The organism is Winogradskyella aurantia (genome assembly GCF_002266855.1).
Lineage (GTDB): Bacteria > Bacteroidota > Bacteroidia > Flavobacteriales > Flavobacteriaceae > Winogradskyella > Winogradskyella aurantia.
Genome location: NZ_NGJN01000003.1, coordinates 364,392 through 382,199 on the forward strand (window position 1 = coordinate 364,392; position 17,808 = coordinate 382,199).

General features: G+C 36.7%; 16 protein-coding genes, 1 tRNA gene and 1 riboswitch. Of the genes, 10 read left to right on the forward strand and 7 right to left on the reverse strand.

Features of this window, described 5'->3' with window-relative positions; translation table 11 throughout:
* Positions 1–89: 89 nt before the first annotated feature.
* The 6 genes from CA834_RS07465 to CA834_RS07490 are packed head-to-tail and all read right to left on the reverse strand — an operon-like array spanning position 90 to position 5,599.
* Positions 90–1,379, reverse strand: coding sequence for a hemolysin family protein (locus CA834_RS07465; protein ID WP_094968059.1), 1,290 nt, complete (start codon positions 1,377–1,379; stop codon positions 90–92).
* Positions 1,380–1,382: 3 nt separating this feature from the next.
* Positions 1,383–1,574, reverse strand: a complete 192-nt coding sequence (locus CA834_RS07470; protein ID WP_094968060.1) for a hypothetical protein — start codon at positions 1,572–1,574, stop codon at positions 1,383–1,385.
* A 30-nt stretch (positions 1,575–1,604) separates the two neighbouring features.
* The gene (lptC, locus tag CA834_RS07475) at positions 1,605–2,174 is read right to left on the reverse strand and encodes an LPS export ABC transporter periplasmic protein LptC (protein ID WP_094968061.1); all 570 of its coding nucleotides are present in this window, start codon (positions 2,172–2,174) and stop codon (positions 1,605–1,607) included.
* The gene (locus tag CA834_RS07480) at positions 2,174–3,535 is read right to left on the reverse strand and encodes a hypothetical protein (RefSeq protein WP_094968062.1); all 1,362 of its coding nucleotides are present in this window, start codon (positions 3,533–3,535) and stop codon (positions 2,174–2,176) included. Before CA834_RS07480 ends, lptC begins: the two co-directional genes overlap by 1 nt.
* 16 nt (positions 3,536–3,551) lie before the next feature.
* Positions 3,552–4,871 carry a hypothetical protein gene (locus CA834_RS07485; protein ID WP_094968063.1) on the reverse strand — a complete coding sequence of 440 codons (1,320 nt, stop codon included), beginning with the start codon at positions 4,869–4,871 and terminating at the stop codon, positions 3,552–3,554.
* A gap of 2 nt (positions 4,872–4,873) precedes the next feature.
* The gene (locus tag CA834_RS07490; protein WP_094968064.1) at positions 4,874–5,599 is read right to left on the reverse strand and encodes a type III pantothenate kinase; all 726 of its coding nucleotides are present in this window, start codon (positions 5,597–5,599) and stop codon (positions 4,874–4,876) included.
* A gap of 102 nt (positions 5,600–5,701) precedes the next feature.
* On the opposite strand from CA834_RS07490, the gene CA834_RS07495 reads away from it, so the two are divergent.
* The 3 genes from CA834_RS07495 (at position 5,702) to CA834_RS07505 (ending at position 7,666) form a co-directional block, all read left to right on the forward strand.
* A tRNA-Phe gene (locus CA834_RS07495) sits at positions 5,702–5,777 on the forward strand.
* Between the two features lie 249 nt (positions 5,778–6,026).
* The gene (locus tag CA834_RS07500) at positions 6,027–6,365 is read left to right on the forward strand and encodes a P-II family nitrogen regulator (protein WP_094968065.1); all 339 of its coding nucleotides are present in this window, start codon (positions 6,027–6,029) and stop codon (positions 6,363–6,365) included.
* Between the two features lie 5 nt (positions 6,366–6,370).
* Positions 6,371–7,666: an ammonium transporter gene (locus tag CA834_RS07505; protein WP_094968066.1), complete on the forward strand. Its 1,296-nt coding sequence runs from the start codon at positions 6,371–6,373 to the stop codon at positions 7,664–7,666.
* Positions 7,667–7,740: 74 nt separating this feature from the next.
* On the opposite strand, the gene CA834_RS07510 is transcribed toward CA834_RS07505, so the two are convergent.
* Positions 7,741–10,320, reverse strand: a complete 2,580-nt coding sequence (locus tag CA834_RS07510; protein ID WP_094968067.1) for a phosphoenolpyruvate carboxylase — start codon at positions 10,318–10,320, stop codon at positions 7,741–7,743.
* Positions 10,321–10,477: 157 nt separating this feature from the next.
* A riboswitch (SAM riboswitch) is annotated at positions 10,478–10,599 on the forward strand.
* A 120-nt stretch (positions 10,600–10,719) separates the two neighbouring features.
* Between CA834_RS07510 and CA834_RS07515 the strand changes: the two genes are divergently transcribed.
* The 7 genes from CA834_RS07515 to arsS all read left to right on the forward strand — a co-directional run bounded on the left by CA834_RS07515 (position 10,720) and on the right by arsS (position 17,799).
* Positions 10,720–12,018, forward strand: coding sequence for an O-acetylhomoserine aminocarboxypropyltransferase/cysteine synthase family protein (locus tag CA834_RS07515; RefSeq protein WP_094968068.1), 1,299 nt, complete (start codon positions 10,720–10,722; stop codon positions 12,016–12,018).
* A gap of 79 nt (positions 12,019–12,097) precedes the next feature.
* Entirely contained in the window at positions 12,098–13,111 is a 1,014-nt protein-coding gene (locus CA834_RS07520) for an alpha/beta fold hydrolase (RefSeq protein WP_094968069.1), read from the forward strand.
* A 350-nt stretch (positions 13,112–13,461) separates the two neighbouring features.
* Positions 13,462–14,337, forward strand: coding sequence for a helix-turn-helix transcriptional regulator (locus tag CA834_RS07525; RefSeq protein WP_094968070.1), 876 nt, complete (start codon positions 13,462–13,464; stop codon positions 14,335–14,337).
* An 84-nt stretch (positions 14,338–14,421) separates the two neighbouring features.
* Positions 14,422–15,669: an NAD(P)/FAD-dependent oxidoreductase gene (locus CA834_RS07530; RefSeq protein WP_094968071.1), complete on the forward strand. Its 1,248-nt coding sequence runs from the start codon at positions 14,422–14,424 to the stop codon at positions 15,667–15,669.
* A gap of 68 nt (positions 15,670–15,737) precedes the next feature.
* Complete coding sequence (locus CA834_RS07535) at positions 15,738–16,217, forward strand: nucleoside deaminase (protein ID WP_094968072.1); 480 nt, start codon at positions 15,738–15,740, stop codon at positions 16,215–16,217.
* Between the two features lie 136 nt (positions 16,218–16,353).
* Positions 16,354–16,689, forward strand: coding sequence for an arsenosugar biosynthesis-associated peroxidase-like protein (locus CA834_RS07540; RefSeq protein WP_094968073.1), 336 nt, complete (start codon positions 16,354–16,356; stop codon positions 16,687–16,689).
* A 54-nt stretch (positions 16,690–16,743) separates the two neighbouring features.
* Entirely contained in the window at positions 16,744–17,799 is a 1,056-nt protein-coding gene (gene arsS / locus CA834_RS07545) for an arsenosugar biosynthesis radical SAM (seleno)protein ArsS (RefSeq protein ID WP_094968074.1), read from the forward strand.
* Positions 17,800–17,808: the final 9 nt, after the last annotated feature.

Here is a 17,808-nt window from a genome sequence, read left to right on the forward strand (position 1 = left end):
GTTTTGTTACGTATAAATAAGTCTGCGAAAATAGTATTTTCTACTAAATAATAAAAGGAGTTGTATAGATTTTATAAGTACGGAAAAGATTAATCCTGCTCTAGTATTTTTAGCTGTACTACATCAATTTTTGTAGAGGACACCTCTTCTATCGTAAATTGAAAATTTTCTATCTGTACGTCTTCGTTCTCTTGCGGAATTTCTTGTGTGGTATTCACTATTAAACCGCCTAAAGTCTCATAATTTTCACTTTCTGGTAAAGTTATTTTATAGGTCTCGTTGATATAGTCAACCTCAAGTCTTGCTGAAAACCTAAAGGTATTTTCATTGAGTTGCTCCTCAATTTGTTCTACGATATCATGCTCATCTTCAATTTCGCCAAATAACTCTTCTATAATATCCTCAACCGTCATTATGCCTGAGGTCCCGCCGTACTCGTCAATTACAACAGCCATGCTTCGTCTCTTTTTCATTAAAATGTTAAGTACGTCTTTTATTAAAATTGTTTCAGGTACAAAGCCAACGGGAATTATGATGGATTTTATGGTTTTTGGTTTTTTAAATAATTCAAAAGCGTGCACATAACCCAAGATATCATCAATAGTATCTTTGTATACAATTATTTTGGTGTGCCCTGTGTCAATAAATAATTGCCTCAAATTTTCTATGGAATCAGATATATCCACAGCCGTGATTTCAGTTCTCGGCACCATAACTTCTCGAGCCTTTACTTCAGAAAATTCCAAAGCATTTTGAAATATTTGAATTTCACTGTCAACATCTTCGTGGTCTTCAAAAGACTCCATCTGTTCACTAATGTAATTCCCCAGCTCTACTTTAGTCAAAGCGAGTACCGCATCTTTTCCTTTTGCCCTAAAAACATAGTGCAAAATCACATCTGAAATCCATATAACAAATTCTGAAACCAAGGAAAACATGACATAAAAGACGTAGGTAGGAACTGCTAGTATTTTAAGTAAAGTATTAGCATAAATTTGAAAAAATACCTTAGGTAAAAATTCTGCCGTAATTAAAATAACTAATGTTGATATTATGGTTTGAGATAGTAATTGTAAGTCTGTTAGGGCATAGTTGAGCCAATTGCTCTGTGTTGGTAATAAGGACTGAAACCATCTTACCAGTAAGTCCCCCATCTTAAATCCATAAATAACAAGCGCAATATTATTCCCAATAAGCATTGTTGCAATATACTTAGAAGGCCTTGCGGTCAGTTTGGCTAAAATATTACCTAAAAAATCATTTTGCTTTTTCTCTAACTCAATATGAATCTTATTGGATGATATATAGGCAATTTCCATCCCTGAAAAAAAGGCTGAAAGCACAAGTGTTGTTATAATAATGACTATGTCTGTAGACATCAATTAATCGTTGTTTCTGTCTTGAAACTTTTTTGCAAAGCGCCTTCTAAAGAAAAACATGAACACACCCAAGGCTGCAAAAAATAACGACATGTAGGCTCTATTTCTATCAACAGACCAATTAGAGATGGCATCGTATAAAAACAAAATAGCAAATATGATGTAAGCGTACTGAAAAATTCTTAGTAGTTTCATATTATTGATATGTTAGATAAGTAAAGATAATTAATTCTCAATTTCAAAATCAGCATCCATTTCCAACATCTGAAAGTTTTTAAAGTCCTTATCTGCGTCAAAGCCATTGCCTCTTGTAAAACCAGTGGTTTGTTTATAGTAGAAGGGTTCATTGGTAAATACCCATTCTAACTTTTCATTGTAGTATAATTGTTCTGTAAATAGCGTATCACGCTGATGGGTAGCTATAACTACATTGCCACGAAGATCTATGATATCCGTATCTGAATAGTAGATAGCATAATTTGATGTAATAGTGGTTTTATTATTCTGCTCATCATATATTTTCAATATAATCCCATCTGGAAATTCAGAAAACCTAAAACTGCGATTTGAATAATCAAACATTTTGGGACTCAAAAGATTAGCTAATAATTTAACTGTATCTTTTTCCAATTCTGTATATTTCAAATCTATATTCTCCGCTTCGCCTATAGGCTGGTTTTGCAGTATCCCAACCTGTTGAACCTTTTCAAAATCATTCTTGCACGAAAAAAACAAAGTCACAACTAACGCTGTGACTATGCTTTTTAACTTGTATGAATAATTTTTATTAATCATTAAAGATTAGGTACGGTTATAGTTCTTTGAATCCAACAACCGATATTAATTTTTTGTCCTTGATTACCTTCTGTAAAGATATCAGCTCTTTGTGGCGCGCTAGCATTGTAGCTGGCCGCATTTTGAGCAGCTGTCTTTTTAAGGCGTCCATCTACTCTTCCCGCTTTTTCAGCAGTTTCTGCAGCTAACCAAAATACCGCTCTTTTGTTAAAATTAGAATCGCCACAGTTATTGGCACTCTTGGCATACATCGAAGCTATACTAAGGTAAGGGGTTCCGTCAGATGGATTGAGTTTTAGCGTTTCCGTATAATATTGTCTGGCCTTTCCATAGCTTCCCTTTTTCCTAAAGTCGTCCGCAAGTTTTTTATACAACTTCGCCTTTTTTATCGGGTCTGTTTCTAACTGAATAGTTTGATCAAAATATTTTTGCTGATCGGTTAAAAGGTACAGGTAGTAAGCCGTATCCGAACTTGGTTCTATGCTATTTTTTTGTTCAACAAGTTTAAGAAATAAGGGCTCCTCTTTACAACCTTTAGCGTACATTCTATTCATAGCACGTTGTAACCATAAGCCATTGTTTTTGTTTTGTTCAAAATCTTTTTCATACAACGGAATAAGTACTTCGCAGTTAGCACGTTGGCCTAAGGTTGAATCCATACTTGAGGACACTTTTTCGAAAGCCTCGAGATTAGCCTCATAATTGTCCTTGTATCTTTGTTCTTTCTTACTTAACTCTTGACCAGACTCCTCTTTTTCGACTAATTTATTTAATTTTTCTATATAACCCTTTTCAACACCTTCTATGACTTCCATAACATCATCGTACTTATCAAACATCTCCTGAGCCGTTTTTTTACCGTCATCATATAAATTCACAACAAGTGAAAAATATGTGTAGAGTCCTTTAGCACTATCAAAATTAGCCTTATCCTTAGTGTAGGCATCATCAAACATTTTATACAGCTGCTCGTTGGACATATTCAGCTCTTTCCTAAACTCATAGGCTAATTCTGCTTTTTCGTTCAAGATTTGCCCAAGCGGATATTTAGAAGGGAAGTGCTCTCTTGACTGATCGTAAAGCAACATAAGGTCTTTTATGAAAGCCACTTTATCGGCCCCTGTAGAATTGTCGATTTTATACTCTAAAATATTATCTCCATATGCATAAATCGCCCTATTAAAATTGGGACATTTCTTTCTAACAAGCATCCAAGGTCCATAAGCATCATCGTACTTTTTACTTTTAACATAACTGTTAAAAATAGACAAGTTGTTCATGCACTCTTCGTCTTGTTGTGCAAAACCAAAATTGAAACTCACCAAAAGGGCAGCCAGCATTATCGTAAATCTCGTCTTCATTTTGTTATTATTATTGTTAGTTATACTTTTTTTGTCTAAACCATCTAGAGTTCAAAGATAAACTTAGATTGAAGTTTATAAAATTCTCTTGTATTAAATTTTGATTTGTGGTTCCTCGCTGTCCAATTTCAAAGCCCAAGTTAGCATTTGAAAATAAGTTACGATTACCAATTGGTAAACCTAGACCAAAAGATATGCCAAACTCATTTATGGACTCACCTTTTATCACTAATCCTGTATTTGCATAATTAAATCCTGCCCTATAAACTACCCTTTTAAAATAACCTGAGAAGGCATTATATCGAGGAATAAAAAAACCTCCAATGGACAATTCTGAAGCATTTTCGTAATTGGTAATCTCGTTAGAATATAGAGGGTTTGAAAACTCACTTGTGTTTTGTAAGGTATATTCTGCACCTACAAACCACTTTTTAGATTCACCAATCCCTGCTCCAAATGAAAGTCTATAAGGTAAAGTTAAATCTGTATTCTCAAGACCCTGAGCCTCCAGATCAGCCTCTAGCCTAGTAATCTCAATCTCTGCATTTGTAATTAAATTAATGGCAATTGTCGAAAACGCACGCGCATTTTCAGATGACAGATTACTCTGCGGAGAAAACGTTGCAGTAGTCATTAACTCTAATTTATCGCTTAATGCTGTGCGATAAGCCATACCAAAGTTAAAGGTAGCCCCACTTAAATTCGATTTGTTTTCCTCTCTAGTTTGGTATTGAACAACCTGACCATCTGGTGTGTAGGCGACTGCGATTGTATAATTTTCTATATTACCAAAATTATAGTTAAAATCAACGCCTAGACTTAACTTTTTAGATATTTGGTAACCAAAACCCGCGAAAACCCTATTTAACCCACCTTCTCCTCTAAATCTATTAATTAAATCACCATCATTATTGATATCATCTAGTTTATACCCTACAGAAGTATACGGCAATAACCCGAAACCAAAACCAAATTTACCAACAGGTATAGATACTGCTAAATAATCAAATATGGCGGTTCCTGTTTCAGCTTCTCCCGAATTACTCTTTAGGTTAGTTTCAGAAAATGTACCAGCAACAGCAAACTTTACAGGTCTACTTTCATTGTCAAACGGATAGTCCTCAATATTTTTACCGACATAAGCAGCCGGATTTTTGAGATTGATGTGAATACTGTCAAGATAAACGCTCATACCTCCCATACTACGGTTTTCAACCGTTCCTTTGAATTTTAAGCTTCCTAAGCCGTAAAAGGAATATGGCGAAGCCGTACCCCTTTGGGCGATAGCACTATAACTTATTAAAAATATACAAACTACAATGAGCTGTTTTATCATTATCACGAATTAAAATCAAGAATAAAATTCAAACCCTCCAGTAGAAAATTTGAACTCGCAAATATGCTATTTTTTAATTGGTTTGACAAAAATTCGGCATCACCACCTGTTAAAATAACTGTTAAATCTTGATATTGAGACTTATAATGGTCTATAACTCCATCTATCTCCTTTACCAGACCATAAACAACTCCTGAGTGTATAGAGGATGCCGTACTATCACCTATGATGTTCAAAGGCCGCTGTGTTTCCAATAACGGCAAATTTGCGGTTAAAGTATTCAAGGACTTATAGCGCAGCCTCAAGCCAGGGGAAATAGCACCACCCAGATAGTCATTATTCTGGTTAATAAAATCATACGTTACACATGTACCGGCATCAATGATTAAGACATTCTTATTGGGAAATTGATTAACCGAAGCACTTACCAGTGCTATACGGTCCACACCTAATGTTTTTGGCGACGCATAAAGATTATTGAACGGTACTTTTGTTAAATGATTTAGCTCTAAAACCCTTAAATCCTCTTTTATGACAGCAATATTTGATTTTGGCATTCGCCCGACAGAAGAAATGATAACCGCGCTGAGTTCTGGATAGGATTTCTTTGCATTCCTGTATACCTCCATCAATTCACCCAGAGGGAAACTGGTTTTATATAGCAATCGCTTTTTCTTAAAAACTGCGAGTTTAACAAGGGTATTACCGATATCTAGAATAAGATTCATAACCAAAGCGTGAATGGCAAATTTATAAAATCAATTTTTACATTTTTCTTTTTGTGAATAATAAAAAATGCACATATATTTGCATCCGCAATTAACGCGACTGGTGCCTTAGCTCAGTTGGTAGAGCAAAGGACTGAAAATCCTTGTGTCCCTGGTTCGATTCCTGGAGGCACCACCATCTAAAACCCGATTCAGATGAATCGGGTTTTTTGGTTTAATAACTCAAGATAAAGGCAGAAATAAAATTAAGACTTTCACTAATATAAATATTTTTGGGGTAAAATCCTTTATAATACTCTTTTTAGAAATTATACCCCTAATTTTTAAGGGTATAAATGCAACTTTTATCTATTTTTTTATTTTATACCCCTTAAAAAATATATTTTTGGCGCTTATTATTATTTTACATTATTAAAATACAAATAGAATGAAAAAGGTTGAAGCTATTATCAGAAAGTCAAAGTTTTCTGATGTTAAGGAGGCGCTACACAATGTAGGCGTCAACTTTTTCTCTTATTGGGACGTCACAGGTTTAGGTAATGAAAAAGAAGGTCACGTCTATCGCGGTGTTACCTACAGTACTAGCGATATTCAACGGCGCTATCTCTCTATTGTGGTTAATGACGATTTTGAGGAGGTAACCGTTAAGGCCATATTAGAATCTGCAGCAACCGGTGATGTTGGTGATGGAAAAATTTTCGTTTCGGATATTAATGAATGTTACCGCATTAGAACAGGTGAAAAAGGAGGTGAAACACTTAACTAGATTTTATGGAAGTTCTTACTACAAATAATGTTTGGATGATGATTTGTACCGCCTTAGTGTTTTTTATGCACTTAGGTTTTGGGTTATTGGAAATAGGTTTAACGCGACAAAAAAATACCTTGAATATTTTATTCAAAAACATGTTTATTATCACTGTTGGACTGTTATTATATGCGCTTGTAGGCTTCAACCTGATGTATCCTGGAGATTTCAATGGTATAATTGGCTTCTCAGGATTTGGCTTAGATTCACCTCTTACCGGTAACGGCAGTTTAGACTTAGATTACAATACGGGGTATACCTACTGGACCGACTTTCTTTTTCAAGGCATGTTCGCTGCAACAGCTGCAACAATTGTCTCGGGAGCAGTTGCCGAGCGTATAAAAATAGGACCATTCATGATGTTTACCGTACTTTATGTGGGACTTGTATATCCGATAGCGGGATCTTGGAAATGGGGCGGTGGCTTTTTAGATGCATTAGGATTTTATGATTTTGCGGGTTCTACCTTAGTACATTCCGTGGGTGGATGGGCAGCCTTAGTCGCTGTATTCCTTCTCGGTTCACGTATAGGTAAATTTAAAGGTGGGGTGTCCAAAGCTATCCCAGGACATAACATCCCAATGGCTACAGCTGGTGTATTAATTTTGTGGTTAGGTTGGTTTGGTTTTAATGGTGGATCGGTCTTATCTGCCGACCCTGCAGCAACATCACTAACCTTAGTTACAACCTGTTTAGCTGCAGCTGCTGGTGGTGTATCTTCCGCTATGGTATCAGCATTTATATACAAGAATTTAGATTTGACCATGTTTCTCAATGGTATTTTAGGTGGTTTGGTAGGCATTACCGCAGGAGCAGATGTCATGTCACCAACGGATGCCATCATAATAGGCATAGTCTCAGGAACCCTTATTGTATTTGCTGTTAGCTTAATCGATAAATTACGCTTAGATGACCCAGTAGGTGCCATTGCTGTTCATTTAGTATGTGGTATTTGGGGAACTTTAGCTGTTGGGATTTTAGGTTTTAAAGCCGTTACTAATGATGCCGGTGAATTCTTAAATGAAAATGGTCAAGTGGTTAGTACATTAGCGGAGGCTGCCAACGACCTTTCTTTCTTACCTCAACTATACGGTGTGCTGGCCTATGCCGGATTTTGTATAGCGTCTTCATTCCTGATTATTTTTACATTAAAAAAGACGGTTGGAATACGTGTATCAGAACGTGAGGAACTCGAAGGCCTTGATGCCCATGAACACGGTATGGATGCCTATCCAGACTTTCGTCTCAATGAACATTAACAAAACTAAATCTATAAATAAAAAACCCTCATTGCTCTGCGTTGAGGGATTTTTATTCTTATATCAAAATAAGGTTATGCAGAATTACGACTTGCATTAATATTTCCGAATAAAGATCTTGTAACCATCTTTTCAAAAACAGTAATCTTTTCTTGGTCTTTTACCTCTGCTCCTTCTAGCTCTTGCATTTTCTTTAAAGCATATTGCTGAATGGTAAGTAAGGGCAAAACAATAGATTCCCGCACGGCAATTGAAGCCTTGGCTACCGGTTCATCTTCCATTAATTCCTTAAATCCGGTCAGTTTCAGTATCAGACGTTTTGTGGTTTGGTACTCTTCATAAATCAATTTCCAAAAGTCTCCAAACTCTGGGTCATCTGCCATATATCTCGTTAAGCTGAAAAAAGATTTTGATAAGGACATCATGCTATTGGCAATCAAGGTTCGAAAAAACCTTGAGTTCTGGAACAAGTGCTGTACCTTTTCAAATTCACCATTATCCTCGTAATGCTTTAAAGCAGTACCAACACCATAAAAGCCCGGTACATTTTGTTTTAACTGACTCCATGATCCCACAAAAGGAATAGCCCTTAAATCCTTAAAGTTTAATCCCTCTGACTTACCCCGCTTAGATGGACGACTTCCTATATTTGTTTTTGCATAATATTTTAGGGTGCTCATATGTTCTAGATATGGCATAAACTTTGGATGATTTTTAAAATCGACATAGGTCTGATAACTTAATTTTGCCAAATTATCCATTACCGTTCTATCATTCGGTTCCATTTCAAGATTCTTATCATTTAGGCGGTTCATAATACCCGAACTTATAAGTTGTTCCATATTATATTGAGAAGAGTCTAGGGTACCAAAATTAGAACTTATGGTCTGTCCCTGAATGGTGAGTTGAATTTCCTTATCTTCAATAGTAGGACCTAAGGATGCGTAAAACTGATGGGTTTTTCCACCGCCACGTGCTGGTGGACCACCTCTACCATCAAAAAATATGACATCAATCTGATATTTCCTAGAAAGTGCCGTTAAGGCTTCCTTGGCCCTAAAAATTCCCCAATTGGCCATGAGGTAACCACCGTCTTTCGTGCCATCACTAAAACCTAACATTATGGTTTGCCTATTTCCCCGATTCTCTAAATGTTTTCTGTAATGCGAATTAGTATATAACTCCTCCATTACTCCAGGTGCTGCCTCTAAGTCTGTAACTGTTTCAAACAAAGGAACCACATCCGCAGTTAACTCATCATGGAACGCTACAATCTTGAGCATAGCAAATAATTGTAATACATTGAGGGTAGTCTGGTTGTTACTAATAATATATCGGCTACAGGCTATTTCACCGTTAGTCTCCTGAATAGATTTCATAGCCTTTATCGTTTCCGTAATATTTACAGCCTGTTCATTTTTGAAAACCATAGTACCGATAGAACCTTTAATCCCAGCCAGATGATCCTTCTGTTTTTGAAGGGACAGATTGAAGAAATCCTTAGGAAACAGGTCACTTCCACTTTCAATAAGTTCGGAAACCAACGTCCTAAACATACTATCATGTACTCGGCTATCCTGTCTTATATCCAAGCTTGCAAAATGATACCCAAATAAAGTGGTCTTGTTGATTAGTGAGGTTACTTTATCAACGAATAAGGATTGATGCTCTGCCTCTAGTATGTCTCTAATTTCAAACAACTCCTTTCTAAATTCGTCCAGTGCAATTTGGTCATCCTTATACAATAAGGTATTGTGCAAACGATGATTTAAGGTTATCACGCGTTCCCTAATACCTTTAAAGGTTAATCGCCTTCTCAAATATTTTACATCCTTTATGTAATTCTTAATTATGGATTCTTTGAGCTTTTTAGCTACATTGAGTGTAATTTGTGGCGTTACAAAAGGATTTCCGTCCCTGTCTCCTCCAGGCCAAAACCCAATATTTATAATAGAATTATTGATTTCTCGATATTCAAAAATATTTTGTTGTACATAATCATAAATACTCCCAAAGGAATGGTAAAATACATTTTTTAGATACCATATTAAATTAACGGCCTCATCATAGGGTGTGGGCTTTTTGTCCTTAAAAAATGGTGTTTTGCCCAATTGCCCCAACAGAGTTTCAATCTCTGGTAAATCATCTTGCTTAATGGCCTCGGCTAAATCGGTAATAATACCTAGCACGGTACCAGGATAGAACTGTGTTGGATGGGCCGTCAATACAATGCGCACATTGAATGATTCCAAATAATCTTGCAATAATTGTGTCTTGTTATCAGCAGCTGCATTTTCTTTTAAACTTCGCAAGGTCCCTACCCCTTCCATGTTATTAACAATAGGAAAGGCTGCATCCTCAACAGCATCAAACAGCACCACTTGGCGTTCTATATATTGAATAAATCGAAACAACAAATTAATCTGACTCTTTTCAGAACGTCTCGCTTGGTATTTTCGAAAAAACGTATCAACTATAGTCGTGGGGTCGTCATTATTCTCAAACCCCAATTTACAAGTCTCGTGGAACAATGGTAAGAGCACGACAGTTTTTGAAATGGTATCAAAAGGTAGCGTCATAAAGATGCTATTGTATATTTGGTATTTTGATAATACGTTTTGGTTAAATCGTGTTAATTTAGGTTCAGTATGCATAGAAATAATTGATCGTATTTACTTGATTTTAGCCCGAGTTTCTCAGGAAATCTAAAGATACCATATTTAAAATGATTCTTAAAAAGAATGAAAAAATTTGGATATTAAATTTTTGTTATGCAATATTTGTATTCACAAAGTTCAAAGACTTACTGAAATGTTATCAAGAAAGGTGGAGGGAATAGACCCGCTGAAGCCTTAGCAACCCTTATTATTAAGAAGGTGCTAAATTCTACTATATTTTTTAATTCATTAATTAAGAAATTGGATAGATAACCCAAACCAAGTGCTCATCTGCATTTGGCAAATTTCTTTATAACATTTTTCTATTAAGTACGCTTCTAAAGAGGCTTATTTGGCTTTTGGTTTAATTTTTTATTAACTCAAAAACTTAGAAAAATGAGTACACAAAATTTCGCAACCAAAGCGTTGCACGCAGGACATGATGTCACAAAGAATGGTGGAACAAGAGCTGTTCCTATTTACCAATCTACGGCTTATGTTTTCAATGATTCCGACCATGCGGCTAATCTATTTTCGCTGGCGGAACCTGGAAACATCTACAGCAGAATTAACAATCCTACTAATGACATTTTAGAACAACGCTTAGCAGCGCTTGAAGGTGGCATTGCAGCAGTAGCCACTGCATCGGGTACCTCGGCCATTGCTACGACCTTACTTACATTACTAAAGGCTGGCGATCATATCGTAGCTTCGAACAGTTTATATGGAGGCACCTATAATCTGCTCAGTGTAACCTTACCGAGACATGGCGTTACAACAACCTTTGTTGACCCTTCAGAACCAAATAGTTTTGAAAATGCCGCTCAAGAAAACACTCGTGCTTTTTTTATTGAATCTTTAGGCAACCCCAAGTTAGACGTCCTTGATATTGCTGCTATTTCCACCCAAGCCAAAGCTTATAAAGTGCCTTTAATTGTAGATAATACGGTGGCTACACCTTACTTACTTAACCCTATTTCATATGGTGCTAATATTGTTATTCATTCCCTAACCAAATATATTAATGGTAATGGCACTACCCTTGGAGGCATCATCATTGATGCTGGTACCTTTGACTGGACCAACGGAAAGTTTCCCGAATTTACTGAACCTTCACCCGGTTATCATGGTTTAGTTTACAGTGAAGCTCTAGATGCGGCAGCATTCATCGCTAAAGTAAGAATTGAAGGCCTTCGGGATTATGGTGGTGCACTGAGCCCGTTCAATGCCTTTCAAATTATCCAAGGTCTTGAAACTTTAGAGATTCGCATAAAAAAACATAGCGAAAATGCCTTGGCTCTTGCCAAGTGGCTACAGGAACAAGATGAAGTTACTTGGGTAAATTACCCAGGTCTAGACACCAGTCCATATAAATCCCTAGCGGAACACTATTTGCCAAACGGTCAAAGCGGTATTGTCACCTTTGGTGCTAAGGGAGGTTTTGATGCTGCGAAAATTATAGCCGATAAAACAGAATTGTTTTCGCTATTGGCCAATATTGGCGATACAAAATCACTTATTATTCACCCCGCCAGTACCACACACCAACAGTTAAGTGACGAGGCCCAGGAAGCAACAGGCGTAACCAAGGACTTAATTCGATTATCTGTCGGCTTAGAAAATATTGAAGACCTAAAATCCGATTTAAAAAATGCGTTTTCCATCGTTAAGCAGAGTTATCTGCTCCATAATTAATCTTTAGTGTTGTTAGTTAGTATCAGATGCCTTCAATTTGGGAGGCATCTGATTAATTACTTTTTAAAAATTGGTTTGTATGGAAAAGTTACATAACATTAAAATAGAAAATTTTAAATTCCAATCAGGTGATACTTTAGATATCGATTTAAGCTATCAAATTTTTGGACAGCCCCTAAATGATGCTCCAGTCATTCTGGTCAATCATGCATTAACGGGAAATTCCCAGGTCTGTGGGAAACATGGCTGGTGGCAAAACCTAATAGGGCCAGATAAGTGTATAGACACCAATATCTATACTGTATTGGCTTTTAATGTTCCTGGAAATGGTTATGCCCCAACCAATGACAATCAAATCAAAAACCACAAAATCATGTCAGCCAGAGATATTGCCCATATTTTTGGTATTGGGTTAGAGAAACTTAAGATTGATTGCCTATTTGCTGTTATTGGTGGTTCTGTAGGAGGTGGAATAGCTTGGGAGCTAGCCGCACTTTACCCTAAGCTCATTGAACATTTAATACCGATTGCTTCAGATTGGAAAGCTACAGATTGGCTTATTGCCAATTGCCACATTCAAGAGGCCATTTTGTTGCATTCTAGGAACCCATTAGCCGATGCCCGTATGCATGCTATGACCTTATACCGAACTCCTGAGTCATTTTCTCATAAATTTAAGAGAAGTCGCAACGATACTGGCATTTTTAATGCCGCCTCCTGGCTAAACCATCACGGCCTAAAGCTCCAAGAGCGATTTCAACTATCTGCCTATAAAATTATGAATCAGATTTTAATGACTATTGATATTACTAAGGACAGAGGTAATTTTATTGATGTAGCCTCTCAGATAAAGTCCAATATTCATATTATTGCTATAAATTCTGACTTATTCTTTAAACCGGAGGAGAATTGGTCATCCTATGTGGAACTGAAAAGCGTAAAAGAAAATGTTTGGATTCACGAATTAAAGTCCATTCATGGCCATGACGCCTTTCTCATAGAATTTGATCAACTTCAACGTTTTTTACGTCCCATATTTTCGCCCTCGAAATCTGTTAAAGCGGATATTCCGCTAATTCATAAATGTGCGTAATACATCAAAATCCCGAACTTCCGTTCGGGATTTTTTATATCTACATACAGTTTTTCATTTCTGACATGGTATGTCATGTCCTTGTCATTGGTAACTCCTTACTTTTGCCGCGTAAATAGTAAGCATCCCCTAACTGCTTATTAATTTGCTCAGAGGAGAGAAGTATTTTTTTAGTATCCTGATAAGATAGTGATTAAGATTAAGATTGGTTAATAGCGACAACCTTCTCTCCTTTAACCCTAAATTAAGAAAAGAGCGTCTTTTGACGCTCTTTTTTTATCATCTATTTTACAGTGATGGATTTCTTAATAAATTCCTCTAAAACTCTTATTTTTAATAAATTTATTTAGGTGAAAAAGTTTCAAACTCTTGGCGAGCTCATTAAGTCTTATCGCTTATATCATAATATTTCTCAATCTGATTTAGCCTCAAACTTAGACGTTGATGCCCGCTCGGTGATGCGTTGGGAAAAGAACGAAACCCTTTTAAACATGGAAAAGGAAGGGATGCTTGCAAAAGAGACCTTTATCCCATATCAAGTTATCAGGAATTTGAATTCCACAAATCAAATCCCCACATTCTATGATTTTGGACTGCGGAAGTATTCTCTGTCCTCTGTATCAAACGAGCTTCCAGACGCTGACTGGATAAAATCAAAAATAGACATTAGCACCGATAGGGTAAGACCTATAAAGACAAAAGAAGATCTTATTCCTATTTTAAGACATACCGAGTTACAAAATAACCCACTTAAAACAACAGATATAGAATTACTTTGGGAAGCTACTAAACACCTACCCGAGTTAAATCTCATCATGTTTGACCAATCAGGATATTACTCTGGCCACTGTATATACTTTAGTTTAAGCGAAAGAACATACCATAAAATACGAAACAGGGATTGCGAGGAGAATGAATTAACACCCAATGATCTAGTGAATTTTAAAACTCAAGATTATCCTATTTTTTACTGTCATAGCATCACTGCCGACTGCAACGAGAATTTCTTTTATATCATCGGTACAGTCTTAAAGTTTTTTAGGGACAGTTCCTTAGGAGATTATTTATATGCCCTACTCACTTCAAGACATGACTCGCATAATATGAGCGAACAGCTTGGCGTAAAAACCGTGTGGGAAGATTATGATATAAAGGAAACTTACAATTTGAGAGATGCACCTCGACTAGTGGAAGGGACATTTAATTCTTTTTTAGCTTCAGGATAGCAATAATTTCGAATTTTATATTGAAAAGATGGCCCTTTTAATACACCGTTAAGATTTGAATATTAAAACATTTAAACGTCTATTATGCAGAAACGTGTCATTATTATTGGTGGTGGTATCATAGGATTGTGTGCAGCGTATTATCTTTCTAAAGAAGGTCATTCGGTGAAGGTCATTGACCAATCGAATCTCAATAGTGGAGCATCCTATGTTAATGCAGGCTATTTATCTCCAAGTCATATCATTCCCCTTTCAGCGCCAGGCGTTATGAAAAAAGGACTGCAATGGATGTTTAGCCCAACGAGTCCTTTGTATGTTAAACCACGATTTGATCTTGATTTTATAAAATGGGCCTGGGCTTTTAATAAGTCTTGTACTGTTGAACATGTAAAGAAATCGGCCCCGCTTATCCGAGATATCACAGGCTTAAGTCAAAGGTTATTCGAAGATATCATTTCAACAGAAAAATTCTCTGCACATTATGAAAAGAAAGGGCTTCTTATGCTTTGTCAAACCCCAAAAACCTTAGAAAACGAATTAAATATGGCCGAGCTTGCAGTTGAACTCGGTTTAGAAGCAAAAGAAGTTTGCTTAGAAGGCATCAAAGAGATTGAACCTGGTGTTGCAATAAATGCTATTGGCGGTATCTATTACAAATGCGACCATCATTCAACGCCACAGGAGTTTATGAGCGATATGAAAGTTTATCTTAAAAATGCGGGAGTTACACTTCATGGAAATGAAAAAGTAGTAGACATGGAAATTCAGAATGGTGCAATAAGAACTATACAAACAAACAGTCAGCTATTTCAAGCTGATGAAATTGTTCTAGCAGCGGGTTCGTGGAGTTCCATTCTAACTAAAAAGATAGGTCTTGATCTATTATTACAAGCAGGAAAAGGTTACCGCATTGACACGGAAATAGAAACCCAAATCAGTATCCCAGCGATTTTGGCCGAAGCCAAGGCAGCTGTAACTCCAATGAACGGATTTACCCGATTTGCTGGTACCATGGAGATTGCAGGCATAAATCATAACATTAATAGGGCGCGTGTTGAGGCTATTGCAAGTGCCGCTAACCGGTATTATCCTAACATCAATCTTTCTCACGAAGAAAAAGGAAACGCTGCTTGCGGCTTGCGTCCTCTTTCTCCTGATGGACTACCCTACATCGGCAAGTCCAATAAATGTAAAAATCTCACCATCGCTGCAGGTCATGCCATGATGGGTTGGAGCATGGGAACAGCGACAGGTCTATTGGTCTCTGAGATTATTTCAGATAAAAGACCCTCTTTAGAATTAAATCAATTTCATCCAGATAGACGCTTTTAACGATGTGCTTTGAATAAATCAGCATCTATTATCTTTAACGTCTTAAAAAAGCTATAATCTTATAACAGATGCAAAACAAGCAAAATGAGAAATTCATGACAGCTGCCGTAGAAGCTGCTTTAGAGGGTATGCGCAATAATGAAGGTGGTCCCTTTGGTTGCGTTGTAGTAAAGGATGGAAAAATTATCGGCAAAGGAAATAATAAGGTCACTTCATCCAACGATCCAACGGCACATGCCGAAATCATTGCCATTAGAGCAGCCTGTACACATCTTAAATCCTTTCAATTGGAAGGTTGCGAAATTTACACGAGTTGTGAACCATGCCCCATGTGTCTAGGCGCTATATATTGGGCTAGGCCAGAAAAAGTTTATTACGGTAGCAACCAAAGTGATGCCGCTAAAATTGGGTTTGACGATGCTTTTATTTACAAAGAAATAGCGCTTCCGGGTGATTCTCGCACTATTCCTTTTATTCAAGTTGGACGGAATATCGCCATAAAAACCTTTGAGGAATGGGATATCAAAGAAGATAAAATAGAATATTGAATTAGTGTTCATTCGACATTTTATCCTTAACTCTTAATTGTTTTCAGATTTATGATAATTTTCTGTAATCTTTAAGAATTGTCTTCGACAAAATATAGTATATTGAAAATTCGTACAATCCATAAACTATTTTATCATGACTAAAACCTATTACGATCCATCAGACCTGAAAAAATTTGGTAAAATCTCAGAATGGAATGAAGAACTGGGTGCCAAATTTTTCGATTATTATGGTAAGGTGTTCGAAGAAGGTCATTTAACCGCAAGAGAAAAATCCTTAATTGCGCTTGCCGTAGCACATACTATCCAATGCCCATATTGTATTGATGCCTATACAGGTGATGGCTTACAACGAGGTATAACCAAGGAGGAAATGATGGAGGCCCTACACGTAGCTGGAGCCATTAGAGGAGGTGCATCTCTAGTGCATGGTGTGCAAATGATGAATAAAGTTAATAAGCTTGAAATGTAAATTAAGAATTGGATTTCCGGTTCTTAAAGATTCTATGAAAAAGACAATTATTTAATGGCAACAAAGTCCCTTTTAAAACGCGAAAGTGAACTAGCAAACAAAAATCGACAGCTCGAAATTTTATCCAACGGTATTTTCCAGAGTGGTGAACTGCCTAAGTTTAAAGATAAAATTTCAGAGACTAATCAATTTCCGTTAAAAGCAAGAAAACTTGAAATATTACAGATTAATGTTGGCTACATGTGTAACCAAGTCTGTGAACATTGTCATGTAGATGCAGGTCCAGACCGAAAGGAAATTATGACGCGCAAAACCATGATGCAGTGTTTGGAAGTAATCAAAAACACAGGAGCACATACTTTAGATTTAACTGGTGGCGCACCAGAGATGAATCCCGACTTTAGATGGTTTGTTGAAGAAGCGTCAAAAGCTGGTATCAAAGATTTTATTGTACGTTCAAATCTGACGATTATTCGAGCCAACAAGAAATTTCACGATTTACCCGAATTTTTTAAAAAACACAATGTGCATGTGGTCAGCTCGATGCCACATTGGACTCGTGGCAAAACAGACAAGCAACGAGGCGATGGTGTGTTTGACAAATCCATTCAGGCCCTCAAAGACCTTAATGCTATTGGGTATGGCATACCAGATAGTAACCTTAGACTAGATTTGGTTTATAATCCTTCAGGTGCATTTTTACCAGGCGATCAAGTCGCTTTGGAAAAGGATTTCAAAAAAGCCCTTTTGGACGATTTCGGTATACATTTTCACAATCTTTTTGCCATAACTAATCTTCCCATAAGTAGATTTTTGGATTATTTGATTGCCTCGGAAAATTATGAAGATTACATGTATGCTTTGGTTGAAGCCTACAATCCGGTAGCAGTTGCAAATGTGATGTGCACCAATACCCTATCTGTTAGTTGGGATGGTTATTTGTACGACTGTGATTTTAATCAAATGCTAGAACTACCCGTCAATAGCAAGGTTAAGCATATTTCAGATTATAATGAAGAATTACTGGAAGGTCGTGAGATTGTTATTTCCCAACACTGTTATGGTTGCACCGCTGGGGCAGGTAGTAGTTGCCAAGGCTCAGTGGCTTAAAAAATTATA

Coding starts and splice junctions, on each gene's coding strand:
- CA834_RS07480 (WP_094968062.1), bottom strand. CDS start 3,535: ATGAAGACGAGATTTACGATAATGCTGGCTGCCCTTTTGGTGAGTTTC.
- CA834_RS07465 (WP_094968059.1), bottom strand. CDS start 1,379: ATGTCTACAGACATAGTCATTATTATAACAACACTTGTGCTTTCAGCC.
- CA834_RS07510 (WP_094968067.1), bottom strand. CDS start 10,320: ATGCATACTGAACCTAAATTAACACGATTTAACCAAAACGTATTATCA.
- CA834_RS07530 (WP_094968071.1), top strand. CDS start 14,422: ATGCAGAAACGTGTCATTATTATTGGTGGTGGTATCATAGGATTGTGT.
- CA834_RS07535 (WP_094968072.1), top strand. CDS start 15,738: ATGCAAAACAAGCAAAATGAGAAATTCATGACAGCTGCCGTAGAAGCT.
- CA834_RS07500 (WP_094968065.1), top strand. CDS start 6,027: ATGAAAAAGGTTGAAGCTATTATCAGAAAGTCAAAGTTTTCTGATGTT.
- lptC (WP_094968061.1), bottom strand. CDS start 2,174: ATGATTAATAAAAATTATTCATACAAGTTAAAAAGCATAGTCACAGCG.
- arsS (WP_094968074.1), top strand. CDS start 16,744: ATGGCAACAAAGTCCCTTTTAAAACGCGAAAGTGAACTAGCAAACAAA.
- CA834_RS07490 (WP_094968064.1), bottom strand. CDS start 5,599: ATGAATCTTATTCTAGATATCGGTAATACCCTTGTTAAACTCGCAGTT.
- CA834_RS07485 (WP_094968063.1), bottom strand. CDS start 4,871: ATGATAAAACAGCTCATTGTAGTTTGTATATTTTTAATAAGTTATAGT.
- CA834_RS07515 (WP_094968068.1), top strand. CDS start 10,720: ATGAGTACACAAAATTTCGCAACCAAAGCGTTGCACGCAGGACATGAT.
- CA834_RS07540 (WP_094968073.1), top strand. CDS start 16,354: ATGACTAAAACCTATTACGATCCATCAGACCTGAAAAAATTTGGTAAA.
- CA834_RS07470 (WP_094968060.1), bottom strand. CDS start 1,574: ATGAAACTACTAAGAATTTTTCAGTACGCTTACATCATATTTGCTATT.
- CA834_RS07505 (WP_094968066.1), top strand. CDS start 6,371: ATGGAAGTTCTTACTACAAATAATGTTTGGATGATGATTTGTACCGCC.
- CA834_RS07520 (WP_094968069.1), top strand. CDS start 12,098: ATGGAAAAGTTACATAACATTAAAATAGAAAATTTTAAATTCCAATCA.